Below are 17396 nucleotides of genomic sequence, written 5' to 3'. Positions count from 1 at the left end.
ATGATGCGCTGGACGCGATTCGCCGCAACCGCGGTGATCGCCCTCGCCGTCGTTGCCGGGCCACCCGCGGCGCTGACGGTCTGGGCGCTGCACGCCCGCCCCGACATCACCAGCAGCCGGCTGCGGGCCTGGGTGACCGACCCGCCGCCCGAAGCACTGCTCACCGTCCTGCTGGCCGTGGCGATACTGGGGCTGTGGGGCCTGTGCGCCACCCTGATCCTGCGCGCCCTCGCCCACCACGCGCGCCGCGTCTGGCAACGCCTGCGACGGCTACCGATGCCCACCAGCACCCAGGTCGCCGCGAGCTCCCTGGCCGGCACCGCCGTCCTCGGCCTGCCCGCCGCCCTGCCCGCCGACACCCCTGCGCCCGTCACCCACACCACCGGCAGCACCACCCCACCAGGCCCACCCGGCACCAGCCCGAGTACCACGGCATCGACGGCCGGGGTGACGTTGCCCGACGGCGGATGGATACCCCACCACGACGCCGAACAGATCGCCGCGATGCTCGGCCTGTACTGGCTACGACGACGCCAAACCCACCAGCTCGGCCAGCCCGCCCCACCGGCCCAGGTGCCCACGGCGGCAACCGCGACAGCCTCCTGGCTCAACGAGCACGAGCCACCTCGGCCCGACGCCGTAGACCCTGACCGGTTTCCGGCCGGCGTCCTCACCCTGCGCGGACCCGGCGCACACGACGCCGCCCGCGGCCTGCTTGTCACGACCCTGATGACCAACACCACCGTCGGCCGACCCCACGCCCACGTCCACCTCACCAGCGACGACTACCGCACCCTGCTCGGCCCGACCGCCCTGACCGCCGTGCCCGGGCTCCACCTTCACGACAGGTCCGGCGATCTGTCAACCGCACCCACCGAAGCCAACGACGCCCGAGACCTGGTCCTGACCACACAACGACCCAGCGTTGCGCCACCGCGGCAGACAAACACCACGACCGTCGTGTTCGACGACCCGAGCGCCACGAGCGGGCCTACGTGGACCGTCGACGCCGACGGCACCGTGACCGGCCGCACGGCGACCCGGCTGTGCGTGCTACCCGCCGCAACCGCAGCGGACCTGCTCAACCTCATCAGCCGCACCCACCAGCCACCCCCGCCAACCGAAGTCCCCCCTGCTGCGGCCGTCCTCCCGCTCACCGTCACTCGTGACCCGGAGAACGGCCGCCCGCGGCCCGCGCAGCTGACCGTCCTCGGTCAGCTGCGCCTCGAGGTCAACAGCGGCCCCCTGCATCTGAGGCGCAACGCGGCGTGGCAGGTCCTCACCCTGCTCGCCCTGCACCCCGACGGCATGACCGGACGCGACCTGACCAACACCATCTGGCCCGGCCTGCCGCCGGCCACGATCACCGGCCGCCTGCACACCACCATCGCCGAGCTCCGCAGCACCCCCGCCAACACCTCACCGCGCCCCTGCTGACCACCACCGAACGCCGTTATCAGCTCGACCCGACCGCCATCGACGTCGACCTGTGGCAGTTCACCACCGCGATCGCAGCCACAAATAGTGCGGTGAGTTCCCCGCAACGCCAGAACGCGCTCGCCAAGGTCGTTGAGCGCTACCACGGCGATCTCGCAGGAAACACCGAATGGCCGTGGTTGGCTGAGCACCGGGAGACCGTGCGTACCCACGCGCTCGAGACCTACACCGAACTCGCCGCGCACGCTCCCCCCGAGCACGCCATCACCTTGCTACGCGCCGCCGCTACCATCGACCCACTGCACGAAGGCACCCATCGACAGCTCATAAGCCTGCTCATCGAGACTGGCGATCATGACGCGGCCAACCGGCTCTACGTCAGTTTGACCACCAGAATTGCCAACGCAGGACTGTCAGCAGGTAGTGCCTTGACTGACTTGGCCGACCAACTCGCCCGTGGCTGACGAAGGCGTGCCCAGATTCTCAGGAGAACAGTCGGCCGATGTCGTCGCCGAGAACACGGGAGGCGGCGTCCGCCAGAAGCGCGGCGACGGGGCCGTCCGCCACCTCCACCAGGAGGTAGCGGATGGCCCGCACCTGCGCCAGTGTCTCGGCGGAGCCGAACGAGGGGGCCATCGCGGACCGCTCGACGGCCTCCACGAGCAACAAGATCTCCGACCGCGCCCGCTCGGGGAGACCTAACAAGGGCCCCGCGTCGCGCACGGCCCGGCACAGATTGAGGGTCTCCTCGCGCGCGACGCCGTCGAGGTCGCGGCGCGACGCCGTGCCTTCCTCGCTTCCCAGCGCGCGATAGAGCTCGGTGATGGCCTCGATCGCGAGATCCTCTTCGATATCGCCGGCCCACCGGGCCCGCCACGGCGAGCCATCGGCCATGACGACACGAAGGGCGCGCCGCGCAAGTTCGCGAAGTGCAGAGGTGTCGTTGTCATCCGCCACGTCGATCGGGAATCTGGGGGCGTACGGCGTCTTCTCGTCCACCAACCCGGTGTGAATCCATAGCACCACGGCCGCCGCCGCGACCGCTTCCGCGGCCATCGGATCGGACAGACGTGTGGGGTCGTCGGCCGCCGCGATCAGCGTCCGTCTCAGCTCCCCGGCGCGTTGATCAGCGCTCAGCTCCTCGACACGGTCGCACCAGCTCACCGCATCGTCGTTGTCGAACGGTCCGACGTTCCAGATGGCCACCGAACCTCCCTTCGCGTCCGCGACGGCGCCTCCGACACCAGGTCGCGCCCCTTCGGGCGGCCGGCTGGGCGCACACGGTGACGCGCCACGGGCGACACAACGCCACGACGACGGCGCGTGTACTTAACGACGGGCGACACTCCAGGTGGCCACCGACAGGTTTCATCCACCCGGGGAGGCCCCTCAGAAGAGAACGTCATCCTCGTCCCCGACGTCATTCGACGCCTCCCCCCGCGAGGGCTTCCTAGTCATCGGCTCCTGATCCGCCACCACGCCGTCGAGCCGATAGTAACGAAAGGCCCCGGGATAGATTCTGTGATTGTCGTCGTACATGATCACCCAGCCGACCAAGGCCGCGATCTGCCATCCTCCGGTCAGATTGGCGGCGATCAGCCGGAACACCTCGTCGGCGGTCATGTCCGGTTCGGGTACCGTGATCGATCGTTCGTAGAGCCCCCCACCCCGCTGCTGGAAGCGGAAGTTGAACGGCAACCCCTCCTTGACCTCGTCCAGCAGCGACCTGAGCGTCCGCGGACCGGGCGTCAGGGCGGCGACCCGGCGGGATAGGTCGATGGGGAACTCGATGTCCCAGTGGTTCTCCTTGTTTCTCGTGGTGTCACGCTCGCGGCCCGGGTCGTTGATGCCGAAGCCTCGGTTATTCCAGACGATCTTGCTAGTCCGCAGATGCCTCTTGATGAGCATCTTCTCGGGTGAGACCGCGGACAGGTCCTCCTCGACGAACAGGCATCGGAACGACATCTCCGCGAGGGAGATACCGTGACGCCCCGACAGCTTGTAGAGGTGATCTCCGAGGCGCTTGGGAAGCGGCTGGTCTGCCTTACCCACGTAGGTGAGCTCGGGCCCCTCGCCGGGTCGCTGACGGAACAGCTGGTAGACACCGGACATTCCGGGAAGGTCCAACCTCCGCGCCTGCTCGTACAGGGCGTCCAGGTTCGCCCGAGTCAGCGGCGCGGGCTCCAGGGCGTCGAGGGCGGTGTAGAGCTGAGTACTCAGCGCCTCGGTGATGCTGAGCCGGAACTGGTTGCTGAATTGACCACTCACGCGCGACATCCGACGAAAGTCGTGGGCGCGCCGATCACCGTCACCACTCGTCACCATCCGGCATCGTTGTCGCGGAACCTAGCCCGATCATTATCGCAGGACCGCGACACCACGCCCCGTACGGGTCCGGGCACGCCGGGACACGGAGGGACCAAGACCACGACGCGGCCCGGACGCGGGCGAGACGGCCCGGGGTGGCGGCGCCGTCGGGCCCCGAACTCCGCGGTACGCTTCCGCCATGGTTGAACAGTCGTTACCCGCCATGAGGGGCCGGACCAGCGTCGAACTCTTCGCGGGCGGCGGAGGTCTCGCCATGGCCGTGGCGGACGCCGGCTTCCGTCCCCTGCTGTTCAACGAGTTCAACAAGCGCGCCTGCGAGACGTTGCGACTCAACAAGGCCGAGCCCTACCAGGTCGGCCAGACGCCGCCCATTCCCGAGCCGGGTGAGGCGCCACCCCTACTCGAGGGCGACGTTGCCGCGGTGGAGTTCGACTACCTCAAGGGACGCGTCGATGTCCTCGCCGGCGGCCCGCCGTGCCAGCCGTTCAGCCTCGGCGGCGTGGCCAAGGGCGACGGCGACAGCCGCAACGGTTTCCCGCACATGTTCAAGGCGATCCGGCAGATGGAGCCCAGGGCCGTCATCTGCGAGAACGTACGCGGACTGCTCCGGCCCTCGTTCAGGCCCTACTTCGACTACATCAAGCGTGAGCTCTCTCTGCCCTTCGAGGAGCGCAAGGCCGGAACCTGGCAGGAGCACGACGAGGTGCTGCGGCACATGCTGGACACCGCCACCGTCGACGACCACGAGCGATACGACGTCCGGCACTATCCCGTCAACGCTGCCGACTACGGCGTCCCGCAGATCCGCAACCGTGTCGTCATGATCGCGTTCAGGCGAGACTTAGGCGTCGACTGGAACCGATTCGAGGAGCTGATCCGACCGAGCCACTCCGAGGTAGCTCTGCACGAGGCGATGAGAAACGGTAGCTACTGGGACCGTCACCCACGGGTTCCCCGGCATGTGCGGGACCTCGTCATGCGTCAGCTTCCCTCGGAGTCCCACACGACGACTGACACCACCCGCTTGTTGCCGTGGCGCACCCTCCGAGACGCCCTGGAGGGTGTCGACGGACTACGGCCGCTGCCCCCGGTGGATCGGCTCGACCGCGTCGAGTACAACCTCGGCGGATTCACCGACCACATCGGCTGGCCGGACGCGCGCATCTACCCCGGACATACGCCCAACGTGCTTGACCGCCCCGCCAAAACAGTCAAGGCCGGCGTCCATGGCGTGCCGGGCGGCGAGTCGGTTTTGCTGCTCGACGACGGCAGCCACCGCTACATGACGGTACGAGAGACCGCTCGTGTCATGACCTTCCCCGACACCTGGGTACTGGCCGGGCCCCGGGGAGAGAAGATGCGTCAGCTCGGCAACGCCGTCCCGGTCCTCCTCGGCAAGGCCTTCGCCTCCGCGGTGGCGACCGTCCTGGACGAGGCCGAGACCACGTCATGAGCTCCCCGCCCGCCGAGCCCGGGCGGTGGAAGGACAAACCGCCGCTTGAACGGGCCTGGCGAGGACGGCCAGGGCTCAGCCGCGCGGAGCGCACCCTGGAACAGGACCGGGCGGCGGGAGGCAAGGGCCGGCGCCTCGTCGACGTGGGTGATGGCCGAACGGCGCAGGCGTCAGTCGAGCTCAAGCTTCTTCCCCGAACACGACGCATCAGGGCGTACCTACGCTGGTCCGACCAAGGACGATCACCGACCAAATACCTCGGGGAGGTCACCGACACGACCCGAGAACGCAACCTCGCCGCCGGGTGGCGACTGGCCTTCGAGCAGGCGCTGCTCGTCACGCCGGTCACTCCGGCCGGACCAGGCGACTCCTGGGCCAGCTCCCCAGCCGTCCGCAGTGTCATGAGGGCCAACCGGAGCAGGGACACCAAACCAGAACTCGCCCTGCGATCGGCGGTCCACCGGCTGGGGCTGCGCTACAGAGTGGACACTCCTCTCATCACAGGCCTGAGACGCCGGGCGGACATGGTCTTCTCGAAGGCACGGGTCGCGGTCTTCTCCGACGGTTGCTACTGGCACGGATGTCCCGACCACTACCGCCCCGCCACGCGAAACGGTGATTTCTGGGCCGCCAAGATCACAGTTAATCAAGCCCGGGACATCGACACCGACGCGCGCCTGCGTGAGGCGGGATGGTTGGTGATTAGGGTCTGGGAGCACGAGAACCCAGTCGAAGCGGCCGACCGGATCGCTTCGGCGGTGCGACAACGGCGTGACGAGACCTGCTAGCAGCATTAGACAGTGGCTACGAGGACCGACGCCGGGTCGGCGGCCATCCGCGAGATCTGCGTCTTCGACAGGCTCGTGATCCCCGGCGAGTGCACGAGTTTGTCCTTCCGGCGGGTCGAGACGCCGAGCAGGTAGCAGGTCGCGACCACGCTGACCAGGGCGGCCTCGGCCCGCTTACGGCGCTCGAGCAGCCAGTCCGGGAAGTAGGAGCCCGACCGTAGTTTCGGGATCGCCACGTCGATGGTGCCGGTGCGGGTGTCGGGCTCGCGGTGCCGGTAGCCGTTACGCGAGTTCACCCGATCCGGGTCGCTGGTGCCGTATTCGGCGCCGCAGACCGCGTCGACCTCCGCCGACAGCAGCGAGTTGATCACCGTGGACAGCAGGTGGCGCATCAGATCCGGTGACGCGCCGCCCAAGGCTTGGCCGAGCAGGCCGGCAAGGTCGATGACGTGTGGCGCGGTCATCGCAATAGATCCCTTTCGAGAGTGCTGTGAGAGGTTCACTCGAAAGATCACGCGATGGCCGCGTTCTGTAACGGACGCCCTGTCCGACGCTCACGCCAACCGCGCTACACCACTATTAGGGACTCCACTGGCGCCCGGAGGACACCTACGGTCATCCAACCCGTGCTCGGGCTCAGCGGCGCAGTGAAGCCGCGCCAGCCGTCGGGCTGCGACAAGCGGCAGCAACCGTATGGTCTTGGCTGCGACGGTAGCTTCGCCGCAGTAAATCGGCTGGGCCGGGCTCACCGCTAAGCCGGCCGCACGAATCACCGAGATTGATGCGGCAGGATCGTCGATGAACTGGGGCAAGATGACTTGCAACACCAACGGTTTAGGAGACACATGTCCGAGACTGCGGTCGCTCGCGCCGTTCTGTCCGCAGCGCCTCTAGCGCGATCCCTCGTCGATGACGAGCGGTCGCCTCTCACAAGTGCCGGACCGGTCACCGGCCACCGACCAGGTCGAACGACGACTCCATCCAATACCTCGCGAAGCCGGGCGAGCGCGAGCCATCAGACGTCTCTAAACGACGTCGAGTTCTATGATCCCTGGGCGGAGGTCGGCCGCCATGTCGGCAACACGGTCCCCGCGCTTCCTGAGCGATTTGTCGCCGGCAGCGTCTACACCTCGTTAACTCAGGAGATGAGCGACCGATGACCGCTCGGCTCAGCAGCCTCAACCTCACGCCGTCACCACGAATCTTGGAGATGATTGCCGAGGTCGACCTGCAACTTCACCAGTGCCTCGGGGAGTTGATCGACAACTCCTTGGATGAATTGATCGAGGCGTCAACGCGAGACCGATCGCTGGAGCCTCGGATCGACATCACGCTGCCGACGTCCGGCGCGGCCGGTAAGTCGTCGGTCATCACGGTGAGTGACAACGGCCGGGGCATGTCGCCCGAGCAGCTACAGCAGGCGCTCAGCGCCGGCACCTCAGGCAAGCAACGCTTTGGCAGCCTTGGCCTATTTGGCATGGGGTTCAACATCGCCACGGCACGTCTCGGAGCCGTCACCGAGGTCAGGACCGGATGTAGAGGTAACGATCAGTGGGTGATTGCGACAATCGATCTCAGGGCGATGCAGCGCGACTTCACCTACCAAGTCCCGTTGCGCTACGAGGACAAGTCGCGTGAAGAGCACGGCACGCTGATCACCATCACCAAAGTTCGCGAAGACATGGTGACGAGGTTGAGGTCCACGCGCGCGATCAGGGAGACGATGAGCCTCCTGGGGCGCGTGTACACGTACATGCTGCGGGATCCGCAAGCGGGCCACTCGGGCGCCGAGCTCATGGGTGGGGCCAATCAGCGCCTGTACGTCAACGGCCGCGCGGTCACGCCCCACCTTCCATGTGTTTGGGACCCAAGCCGTTCCGTACCCTATATGGGCTCCGATATCGATGCCGCGACCAAAATCAATATTCCGCTCACCAACGCGTACGCCTGCATGAACTGCGGCCGCTGGTACAGCACGGCCTACGAGGAATGCGTCGACTGCGAGAGCACCGACATCGAGGAGCGGGAACGGCGGATCTGGGGCTGGCTCGGTATCCAGCGGTACGCCGATAAGTCCGACTTCGGGCTGACCTTTCTGCGTCATGGTAGGGCGATCACGTACCAAGACAAGTCCTTGTTCAACTGGGAGACCCCGGACGGTGACTTCGAGCTGGAATATCCGGTGGAACTCGGGATGGGGCGGATCGTCGGCGAAATTCATCTCGACCATGCACCCGTGAATGTACGAAAGACCAGCTTCGACACCTCATCGCACGAGTGGCGTTTCATGGTCGAGAAGATCCGCGGGCCGGAGCCTCTCAGACCGAAGAGGGCCAAGCATCTCGTCGGACACGAGAACGTGTCTCCGATGAGCCGCTTCTTCAACGCCTACCGCGAGAACAAGCCGGGTCTTCGCTACCTCGTCCCAGGAAACGGCACCACCTCGATCCATGAGGCCACCAAGGGCTGGGCGAGTAAATTTCGTGCCAACGATCCTGAGTACCTCACGGATGAAAAGTGGTACGAGGCCGCTGAGGCGCACGACCGGATCAAGAACGGTCCGCCACCCGGCCCGCCGCCGGCGGCCGACGATGACGACTGGCTTGACAGCGAAGGCCTCGGTCATCTCGGCGAGACGGGCGACGACCCGGCTGGCGGGACCTCCGGACAAAAGCGACCGGACGATGAGCCGGAACCGATCGCGCCGGAGACCGAGGATGAGCGGTTCGCCCGGTGGCGGTCCGCCGCGATGCTCTTGCCGGACACGGACCGGGAAGTCCGCATCGGCAACGCGCAGCCTGTTCTGCGCGTCTACGTCACCTCTGGAGTGGAACTGAGCATGGATGGCCAGAGACAGCCGTCCGCTATTCGGATCGTCGCCGGCGAAATCGAGATCTACGTCGACGCTGAGGCGACACTCATCCGTCAATACGGGTGGTCGCCGTTGAACGTCGCCCTGGTTTGTTGCGCGCCACGACTCAAGAACGTCTACTCCGTCGACGGATCCTTCGACGAGCTGGTGACCTCGATCCTCGAACAGTTCCCTGACCGCCGGGTTGACTCAGCAGCCGTACGGGCCCGCGGTGACGCCCTCCTCGAGGGTATGCGCGAACGCCTCGCCCAACTCGTGCCGAAGAGTCCACACACGTACTGGAGTGCCCTGTCCGCCGAATCAAGGCGAGCCGCCGAGGCGATCGCGGTGAGTGTCACGCCAGACGTCGACTGGAGCGGCGCGGTCGAAAGCGGCGAATTCGCGGGCTACCTCAGCGCGGAGGGCGTCCACGACCTGGTGACCAACAGCCCCACCCTTGTACTTGACGGAGCCCTGTTCCGGACCACTTACGCTTCCCTCGGTGAGGACACACAGACTGACCAAGTCTCACGGATCGGCGCGCTCTTGGCCGATCTGCGAAGGATGGCCGCAGGACCGCCCATCCGTAAGACGCTCGAGTTGTCTCGGCTGCTACTGACCGCTGACCTACTCGATGACGAAATCGTCGCGACATGACTAACTCGTTTCTCGACCCGGCGTTCCTGATCGAGGAGGGGCCGAAAGGCTTCACCCGGCAGCTTGAACGACTACTTGGTCTCATCGCGTTTACCGAGGTCGTCAACGTCGACGGCCCCGGTGACAGGGGCGCCGACATCATCGCTCGCCTGAAGGGGCAAGACTGGGTCTTTCAAGCGAAGTGGAAAAAGTCAGGGTCCGTCGACTATGACGCCGTGAACGAGGTTCACACGGCGATGCGCCACTACGGCATCCACCGCGCAGTGGTCGTTACGAATAGGGTCTTTACTCGAAAGGCCCATGAGCGCGTGCAGGCGCTACGTGACGTCGGAATCAACATCAGCCTATGGGACGGGCGCCGACTCGCCACTGTCTACGACCGCGCCCCGGACAATGTCAAACCGTTCGACCTGCATCTCTACCAAGACCGCGCGGTGGAGGCCACATGGGAGGCGCTAATCGACGCTGGCCAGGCTCTGGTCTACCTGGCCACCGGTCTCGGGAAGACCGTCGTCGCCGGTCGCGTGCTGAGACGATTCCTGCTCGCGAACTCAGGCGCACGCGTGCTGGTCACCGCACACATGATCGACCTTGTGGAGCAACTGGAACGTGCGATGTGGCGTGACATCCCGAAACACGTCCCCACGCGACTCCTCCACGGTGACTCGAAGCCGCAAGACTTGCCAGGCGTGACCTTCGGTGTAGCTCCGACGGCGCGCAACTACATCGAGTCCGGCTATTCGCCCGGCCTCGTTATCGTGGACGAGGCCCACCACGTCGGCGAAACCGGCAATTACGCCACGTTGCTCGATCGCTTGCCCGAAGTGAAACGGCTCGGGGTGACCGCCACGCCGTGGCGTGGCGACAAGTACGACATCGAGCGAACGTTCGGAAACCCCGTCGTCCGAGTGTCCATCTCGCAGGGCATGAAACTCGGCTATTTGGCCGACGTCAAGTACCGCGTCTTCGCCGACAACATCGACTGGGATTTCGTCCGAGGGGCCTCCGAGCACGGCTACACCATCAAGGACCTGAACAAGCGCCTATTCATCCCTGAGCGAGACGACGCCGTCAAAGGGCACATCGAGAAGATCTGGGACCAAACGCCGAATCCGCGAGCCATCATCTTCTGCCAGACCATCGAGCACGCGGAGCGGATGCGCGACTTGATCGCGCTGCGCCCCGGATGGGAGCGGGCCGCGACGCTGCACGCGAACCTGAAGACCAGAGAACGACGCCAGCGGCTTTTGGGCTTCCGCTCCGGCGAGGTGCCGATCCTCGTAGCCGTGGACATCCTCAACGAGGGCGTCGACGTCCCTGACGTCAACATCCTGTGTTTCACTCGGGTCACCCACAGCCGGCGGATCTTCGTGCAGCAACTCGGACGAGGTCTGCGCCTGTCGAAGGGCAAAACCCACGTGGAAGTTCTCGACTTCGTCAGCGACATCAGGCGTCTCGCCGAGGTCTACGACATGCGCGAACAGGTGTCCGAAGCCAAGATCGAACAGCTGTCGATCGGACGCAACCAGTTCCTCTTCGAAGACCTGCGCGTGCGGGACCTCCTGGAACAGTGGATGGCCGACATCGGCGACTTAGGTGGCGCCGACGACAGCGTGCGCCTCGAATTCCCACCCATTGGAGGAATCTAGTGGCGACGCTTCCAACCCAGGTCCGCACCGAGGTCATCACGGAGATCATCCGCCAGATGGACGCGGCACGCTGGGAGGAACTATCCGCAACGGTCGCTACCGACATGTACAACCGCTTCGTGAAAGACCCGAAGATCGGCGGCAGACTGGCGCCGTTCATGACGGCGCACCAAATCAGGGTCTGGATCAAAGACGGGCCAGCAAAGGAGTACCGTCGCGCGCTCGAGGGCATCGGAACATACGCGACCTTCACGAAACGCGCCTACCCTGGCCCAGCGTCCGTCGTCCGTCTCGCGCTCGGAGACCAGTGGTCGCCGAGGCCGGACACGATCGAGATAAAGCCCATGAGGTGCTTCGCCGATGGCCTCACCGGCGCGTCCATGTTCATCATCTGGGGGCCGCTCAGCGCCCTCCAAAGCTTGATCTGGAACTCCTGCCTGATCCGCGCCCGTGATCCACTTCAACCAATCACCGTGGTCATCACCAAACCCAATAGCGCGCCCCTGCCGCCGGCCGATTGGGAGTTAATGAAATCGCTTAGCGCCATTGTGGATGCCAACTGCCACCAGATCACCTACGCCGTGAGCCGAAAGCCCGGAGACTACGGATCAGATGCCTCATAACCTAGCTAGTCGCATATGCTGTGGCTCGTACCGCGCCGAGTGGATGTTGGAGGCATGGTGAGCGAATGGGCCTCGGACGTTCCAACCGAGGGTGTCATCGAGTTGCCGCCAGATCCCAGAGCACTCGACGCGATCGGGCGCAACCACTCGCTCGAAACCGCGCTCGCCGACCTCGTCGACAACTCCGTTGACGCCGGCGCGACTCAAGTCGTGATCCGGATCGTGATTGCCGATGGACTCCCACGCGGGCTCTACATCGCCGATAACGGCTCTGGCATGACGCCGGAAGAGATTGACGCGGCTATGACGGTGGGCGGCCGCCGAGAATACGACTCTTCCGATCTGGGGCATTTCGGGCTCGGCCTGAAGGCGGCGTCGTTCAGCCAGGCGAGAAGCCTCACCGTGCTGTCTCGCGCGGTCGGCCAGACACCGGTCGGGCGGCGATGGCGCGTCAGTGGCAACGCTCAGCGTGATTTCGGCTGTGATGTGGTCGCTCCGTCGTTCGCCGCAGCAGAGTTCGATCGGGACTGGCGAGTCTCTCTCCAGGACTCCGGTACCATCATCAGGTGGGATGACGTTGTCACCTTCCCCGCTGGCGCGGAATCGTATCGGGTCGAGGCCTTCATCGACCGCATGATCACCGGGGCGTGCCAGCACCTCGGGCTAGTTTTCCACCGCTTTCTCGAGCGGGACCGGCTGAGTGTCGATTTCGAGGTGTACGACGTTGACGAGGCCCACGTCGGGCCGCCAATCCCTGTTACCCCGCTAAACCCCTTTGGATACTCTCGCCCCGGCCACCCAGATTTCCCTAAGACGTTGAGCGCCGGGACTGGCGGGGCAGAACTCGCGTTCAAATGTCATATCTGGGCGGGTAAGAGCAATAACCCGTCCTTCCGTCTGCGCGGAACGCCGGTCGACCATCAAGGTCTCTACTTCTACCGCCGTGATCGGCTCCTGCAGTTCGGAGGATGGGAAGGCATCCACGCGTCGCACCCCAAGCTGCAGTTGGCCCGAGTCGAGGTCAACATCGACGGCGATGTCGCTGGCATGTTTCACATGAACGCGGAGAAGTCGCGGGTCCTGGTCAGCCTGGAGTTCGCCCGCCTGGCCGCAGCGGCACGCTCGTCCGACGGTATGAGTTTCAACGACTACTTCGACCTCGCTGAGCAGGTCTACCGGTCGGCCAACAGCCGAACGATGAAGCGGCGCTCGATGATCCCACCCGGCTCTGGCCTGCCACCATCTGTCAAGGACGTCATTCGGAAGGAGATCCCTCCTATCCTCGGCCACGAGCCCATCGAGATCCGCTGGGAGACATTCCCGGATGACTCGTTCTTTCGGGTAGACCGCGAGCACAATACCTTGTGGCTGAACAAGCGCTATCGGAAGATGCTGCTTGGCGACAAGCACGGGGGCCTGAACGATCTTCCCCTGATCAAGGCTTTGTTGTACCTGTTAGTAGCGGACTCGTTCGAGGGCGAGTACCACGGCGCCCGAGACAAGGACAATATCGAACTGTGGCAGTCCGTACTTACCTCGGCAGTCCAGGCGGAACGCCGATGACTCCGACGGCGCGCCATGGATAGCCGGCACCACTCCACCGAGAGCTTCGAGCGTTACCTCGGCAGCCATGTCCCCGTGGACCTGCCGATACACGGAACACCGACGACGTCGGTATTCATCCGGCCATCGAAGCCCGAGCTGGGTGTACGGATCGAAATCGACCCGAGCGCCTACATCCCGGACACTGGACTGAACAACATCGTCACTCGTCCAGCTGTCCACCGAGGGCGACCCCACCTCGAAGTGGTCGTCGTCGAGACCAGCCTGTTCCGGGCCGCCTACCCTGTGCTGTGCTCGACGGCCGACCGGGTCCAGCTTGATGGCATGGAGCCCGCAGCAGCGCTACGCGAAACACTCTCCGATCTGACGTCCCTGCTCCGGGAAGCCGAATCGATCTCGATGGAGCGAGAGATCGGTCTTATGGGCGAACTGCTGACTCTCCGCGGCCTTATCGCGAGTCTCGGCGGTCCGGCGGCGGTCGAGGCCTGGCGAGGGCCGAACGGTGAGGAACACGACTTCGGCTTGCCTGACGCGGACGTCGAAGTGAAGACGACGATCAGCGAACGACGCGCGCACTGGATCGAATCGTTTACCCAGCTTCAGCCCTCAGCGGGCCGACCGCTTTGGTTGCTCTCGCACCAGTTAACCGGCACGGGAACTGAGTTCGGATGGACACTGGCGGAGCTAATCGACGAGGTAGCGTCCACCCTGACGGGCAGGACTCACGATGAATACAGGGTGAAGGTGAGTAAGACCGGATGGCGCGAGGCGCACGCCTTGCGGATCAGGTCGCGATGGGAACGTCGTCAAGAAAGCGCCGCCTTCGAGGTGACCAGTCGATTCCCGCGTCTGGCGCCGGAGGCGCTACAGCGGGCCGGCTTCGCCGTCGACCGATTCATCCAGGTTCGCTACCGCATCGACCTCGACGGTATCGCTAGCCCAGACGTCATTCCGGCGGCTATCATAGCCGCACTCGGATCGTAAGGACGACTATGAACGAGCCGCTTGTCAGCGCATACCTCAGCGCGCTCGGCGCGATGGTTAACGGCCCGAAAGCAATAGTGCGACGGGCGACACTAGAGGCCGAGGACCTCGGCCTCGGCATCGACGTCTCCGAGGACCGCTTGCGGGAATATGTCATCGGCGCCGGCCCCAACGACGAACTCCGCGTACAGCTGCACCTCCGGTTGGCGACATGGGACCACGCCGCGATCGCGCCGGAACTGTGGATGGGCGACACCCGACCGAACACAAAGAACCGGCGGGCACTCATCACAAAGCTGCTCGGGCTCGGTGACAAGACAGCCGCCGAGTTCGCGGATTACTTCTCCGTCGCGACCGACGACGACACCGTGATCGCCGGCGAATGGGAACCCTGGTATACGGCAGACGTCCAGCGAGAGCGGGACTACTACTGGAGCAACTACATCAACTACCTCCGCACCCAGCGGAAGTGGGGCGCCCCGGCTATCTCCGCGCTGAACGGTGCGACAAGCCGAGTCGTGGAGCGGCTTACCAATCCAGCTCAACGCGCACCGGCCCAAACCAAGGGTTTGGTTGTCGGATACGTGCAAAGCGGCAAGACCGCGAACTTCGCCGGCGTCATCGCCAAATCCATCGATGCCGGCTATCGCCTTATCATCGTGATGACCGGCACCACCAATTTGCTCCGGGAACAAACCCAGCGGCGACTGGACATGGAGCTGGTTGGGCGAGAGAACATCCTCCGCGGCGCGGACGAGAACGGACCGGACGCCACCGAACGCATCGACTACATCGACGACCAAGATTGGATCGACGACCGCTTCAACCGATTTGGCGTGCGTCCACTGACGGTGGGCAAGCCCGAGATCCGGCGGATGACCACGCGACGCTTCGACTACCGCTCGCTGCAGCAGGGCCTACCGGCACTCGAGTTCGAGCGTGCCAACAAGTCCGAGCCCGTTTGGCATCCCGACAATCTGTACTCCACCGACGCCCGGCTCATTGTGGTGAAGAAGAATGCCACAGTCCTCAAGAATCTCATCGCGGACCTGAAGAGTAACGCCGACCGCCTCGACGACATCCCCGCCCTCATTATCGACGACGAGTCCGATCAGGCGTCAATTAACACAGTCGACCCCGACAAACAGCCGGCTGGCGCGGAGAAGGAACGCACGGCGATCAACGAGCGAATCTCGACGCTGCTGAGAATGCTCCCACGAGCACAGTACGTCGGCTACACGGCGACCCCGTTCGCGAATGTCTTCGCCGACTACACAGACAAGAACGACGTCTTCCCGTCGAACTACATCCTCGCCCTGCGCCGGCCGGTCGGCTACATGGGCGTAGATGACTTCCACGACATCGACTCGTCGGTCCCCGAATCAGAGCGCACCTTCGCGAACTCGAAGGAAGAGGCGCACGTCCGACTGCTCGGCGCGGGCGACGACGAACAGGAACTCCGCCGCGCGCTCGACTCCTTCGTCCTGACCGGTGCCATCAAGCTCCACCGACGAGGTCTGGGCATCGAGGACTACAAGCACCACACGATGCTGGTACACGAGGCCGCGAAGAAGCTGAACCACAAACTCCGCCGCGACGCAGTCCGGGAACTTTGGACGACGGCGGGCTACTACCAATCCACCGGCCGCGAAAGGCTCAGGTCGCTCTTCGAGCGGGACTTCGCCCCCGTCAGCCAAGGGCTAAACCTCGGCTACCCGATGCCGCCTTCGTTCGCCGAACTCGAACCGCTGATCACTCGCGTCGTCCGAGAGATCGCGCCGAACGGCGACCCGGTCTTGGTAATCAACAGTGACAAGGAACTGGACCAAGAGGAGCTCGACTTCGATCGACGGCCGGTGTGGCGGATCCTGGTCGGCGGCAACAAGCTCGCCCGCGGCTTCACGGTCGAAGGCCTCACCATCACCTACTACGCCCGGACGGTAGGCCACACCGAGGCGTTGATGCAGATGGGTCGATGGTTTGGATTCCGGCCCGGCTACCGAGACCTGGTCCGACTGTTCATCACACCTAAGATCCGTGACTACTTCGAATCCGCCTGCCGCGACGAAGAGCAATTCCGCGAAGAGCTTCGCCAGTTCGCGGTGATGGCCGACGGGCGACCGCTCGTCACCCCAGAAGAGATCCAGCCGCTGGTCGCCCGCCACGGATTGCGACCCACCGCAGCCAACAAAATGCGCTACACCCAACTGGTGGAGAGACGCAGCCTCAGCAAGGAGCCAAGCTCCGGATACCCGGAGCTTGGCGATACCGCTAAGCTAAAGAAAAACATCGCGGCGGTAACTCCACTGCTCCGCGCCGCGTCAACTCTGAAAACGCTGACCACGGCGACCGGAAAACAGTTCGAAGCACTGGTAGGTAAAGTACCCCAGGCCGAGATGGTTGAGGTCCTCAAACAACTCCAATGGCGCCGCGAAGACACGTTCAAAGCCGATCTGGCCTGGATCGAAGGCCTCGAAGAAAAGGCCATCGACCAATGGATAGTAGTCCTGCCACAGTCTGGACGCCGTGTCAACATCACCAATGTCGGCGAAGTGTCGTTGCACGGCCGTAAGGTCGAGAACGAGAGCGTCCGCGGCAATTCGGAGAGCCTTCATCGTGAAGCGCTCACCTCCCTGGCCGACCGAACGCCGACGACAGGCTGCGCGATCGTGTACCCGGTGATCAACAAAGAACGAGGAGCCGAGACTCTCACCGGAGGCGACTGGCCGGCGGACGTCGTCATGGCGTTCCGGCTCGAGTTGCCTGAGAAGGCCCTCCCCGCGGGCACGAAGCCCCTGGTATACAAGTCCGTGGCGAAACGGCATCCCTTATCAGCGGAAGAGAACTCGTAGTGAGGGCTTACTCGGCCTGCGATGACCGTGTAAACCGAGATGCCTGTGTTCGGGCTTCGACCTTGGTCCAGTCGACTCCTTACGCAGTGTCCACCGGAGGATAATTGCTTACAACGGCGGATTATCTCGCGATCACTCCGTCTGCGGCACGAGACCAGTGGCGCTCGATTCTTGCACGAAATCGGCCACGTGATGGTCAACGGCAAGTTAC

General features: G+C 64.6%; 12 protein-coding genes and 1 pseudogene. 10 read left to right on the top strand and 3 right to left on the bottom strand.

Annotated features, from left to right (window positions below; genetic code table 11):
• A complete protein-coding gene (locus ACIA6A_RS37435; RefSeq protein ID WP_396102808.1) occupies nucleotides 1-1437 on the top strand; it encodes a hypothetical protein in 1437 nt (478 codons plus the stop codon).
• Entirely contained in the window at nucleotides 1338-1901 is a 564-nt protein-coding gene (locus tag ACIA6A_RS37430; protein WP_396102901.1) for a BTAD domain-containing putative transcriptional regulator, read from the top strand. The genes ACIA6A_RS37435 and ACIA6A_RS37430 overlap by 100 nt, the downstream gene beginning before the upstream one ends.
• A gap of 19 nt (nucleotides 1902-1920) precedes the next feature.
• On the opposite strand, the gene ACIA6A_RS37425 is transcribed toward ACIA6A_RS37430, so the two are convergent.
• Together ACIA6A_RS37425 and ACIA6A_RS37420 are read right to left on the bottom strand one after the other, a co-directional pair.
• Nucleotides 1921-2643: a DUF4259 domain-containing protein gene (locus ACIA6A_RS37425; protein WP_396102807.1), complete on the bottom strand. Its 723-nt coding sequence runs from the start codon at nucleotides 2641-2643 to the stop codon at nucleotides 1921-1923.
• Between the two features lie 183 nt (nucleotides 2644-2826).
• Complete coding sequence (locus tag ACIA6A_RS37420) at nucleotides 2827-3762, bottom strand: hypothetical protein (protein ID WP_396102806.1); 936 nt, start codon at nucleotides 3760-3762, stop codon at nucleotides 2827-2829.
• A gap of 181 nt (nucleotides 3763-3943) precedes the next feature.
• Here ACIA6A_RS37420 and ACIA6A_RS37415 point away from each other — a divergent pair, with 181 nt between their 5' ends.
• The gene (locus ACIA6A_RS37415) at nucleotides 3944-5218 is read left to right on the top strand and encodes a DNA cytosine methyltransferase (RefSeq protein ID WP_396102805.1); all 1275 of its coding nucleotides are present in this window, start codon (nucleotides 3944-3946) and stop codon (nucleotides 5216-5218) included.
• The gene (locus ACIA6A_RS37410) at nucleotides 5215-6006 is read left to right on the top strand and encodes a very short patch repair endonuclease (RefSeq protein WP_396102804.1); all 792 of its coding nucleotides are present in this window, start codon (nucleotides 5215-5217) and stop codon (nucleotides 6004-6006) included. Before ACIA6A_RS37415 ends, ACIA6A_RS37410 begins: the two co-directional genes overlap by 4 nt.
• Before the next feature lie 35 nt (nucleotides 6007-6041).
• Here the strand turns inward: ACIA6A_RS37410 and ACIA6A_RS37405 are convergent.
• Nucleotides 6042-6470, bottom strand: a pseudogene (locus tag ACIA6A_RS37405) (transposase); the annotation flags it as partial.
• A 692-nt stretch (nucleotides 6471-7162) separates the two neighbouring features.
• On the opposite strand from ACIA6A_RS37405, the gene ACIA6A_RS37400 reads away from it, so the two are divergent.
• Genes ACIA6A_RS37400 through ACIA6A_RS37375 form a run of 6 tightly spaced genes read left to right on the top strand, consistent with a single transcriptional unit; the run spans nucleotide 7163 to nucleotide 17185 of the window.
• Nucleotides 7163-9514, top strand: coding sequence for an ATP-binding protein (locus ACIA6A_RS37400; RefSeq protein WP_396102803.1), 2352 nt, complete (start codon nucleotides 7163-7165; stop codon nucleotides 9512-9514).
• Nucleotides 9511-11163, top strand: coding sequence for a helicase-related protein (locus tag ACIA6A_RS37395; protein WP_396102802.1), 1653 nt, complete (start codon nucleotides 9511-9513; stop codon nucleotides 11161-11163). The genes ACIA6A_RS37400 and ACIA6A_RS37395 overlap by 4 nt, the downstream gene beginning before the upstream one ends.
• Complete coding sequence (locus tag ACIA6A_RS37390; RefSeq protein ID WP_396102801.1) at nucleotides 11163-11786, top strand: hypothetical protein; 624 nt, start codon at nucleotides 11163-11165, stop codon at nucleotides 11784-11786. Before ACIA6A_RS37395 ends, ACIA6A_RS37390 begins: the two co-directional genes overlap by 1 nt.
• A gap of 54 nt (nucleotides 11787-11840) precedes the next feature.
• Nucleotides 11841-13349, top strand: a complete 1509-nt coding sequence (locus ACIA6A_RS37385) for an ATP-binding protein (RefSeq protein ID WP_396102800.1) — start codon at nucleotides 11841-11843, stop codon at nucleotides 13347-13349.
• 15 nt (nucleotides 13350-13364) lie between these two features.
• Nucleotides 13365-14333 (top strand): PD-(D/E)XK motif protein, encoded by a 969-nt coding sequence (locus tag ACIA6A_RS37380; protein ID WP_396102799.1) that lies wholly within the window; start codon nucleotides 13365-13367, stop codon nucleotides 14331-14333.
• Between the two features lie 8 nt (nucleotides 14334-14341).
• The gene (locus tag ACIA6A_RS37375) at nucleotides 14342-17185 is read left to right on the top strand and encodes a Z1 domain-containing protein (RefSeq protein ID WP_396102798.1); all 2844 of its coding nucleotides are present in this window, start codon (nucleotides 14342-14344) and stop codon (nucleotides 17183-17185) included.
• Nucleotides 17186-17396: the final 211 nt, after the last annotated feature.

This window comes from Actinoplanes sp. NPDC051494 (assembly GCF_044454705.1).
Taxonomy (GTDB): Bacteria; Actinomycetota; Actinomycetes; order Mycobacteriales; family Micromonosporaceae; genus Actinoplanes.
Note: the sequence above shows the minus strand (reverse complement) of the source record. Positions and strands in the feature narration are given on the sequence as shown.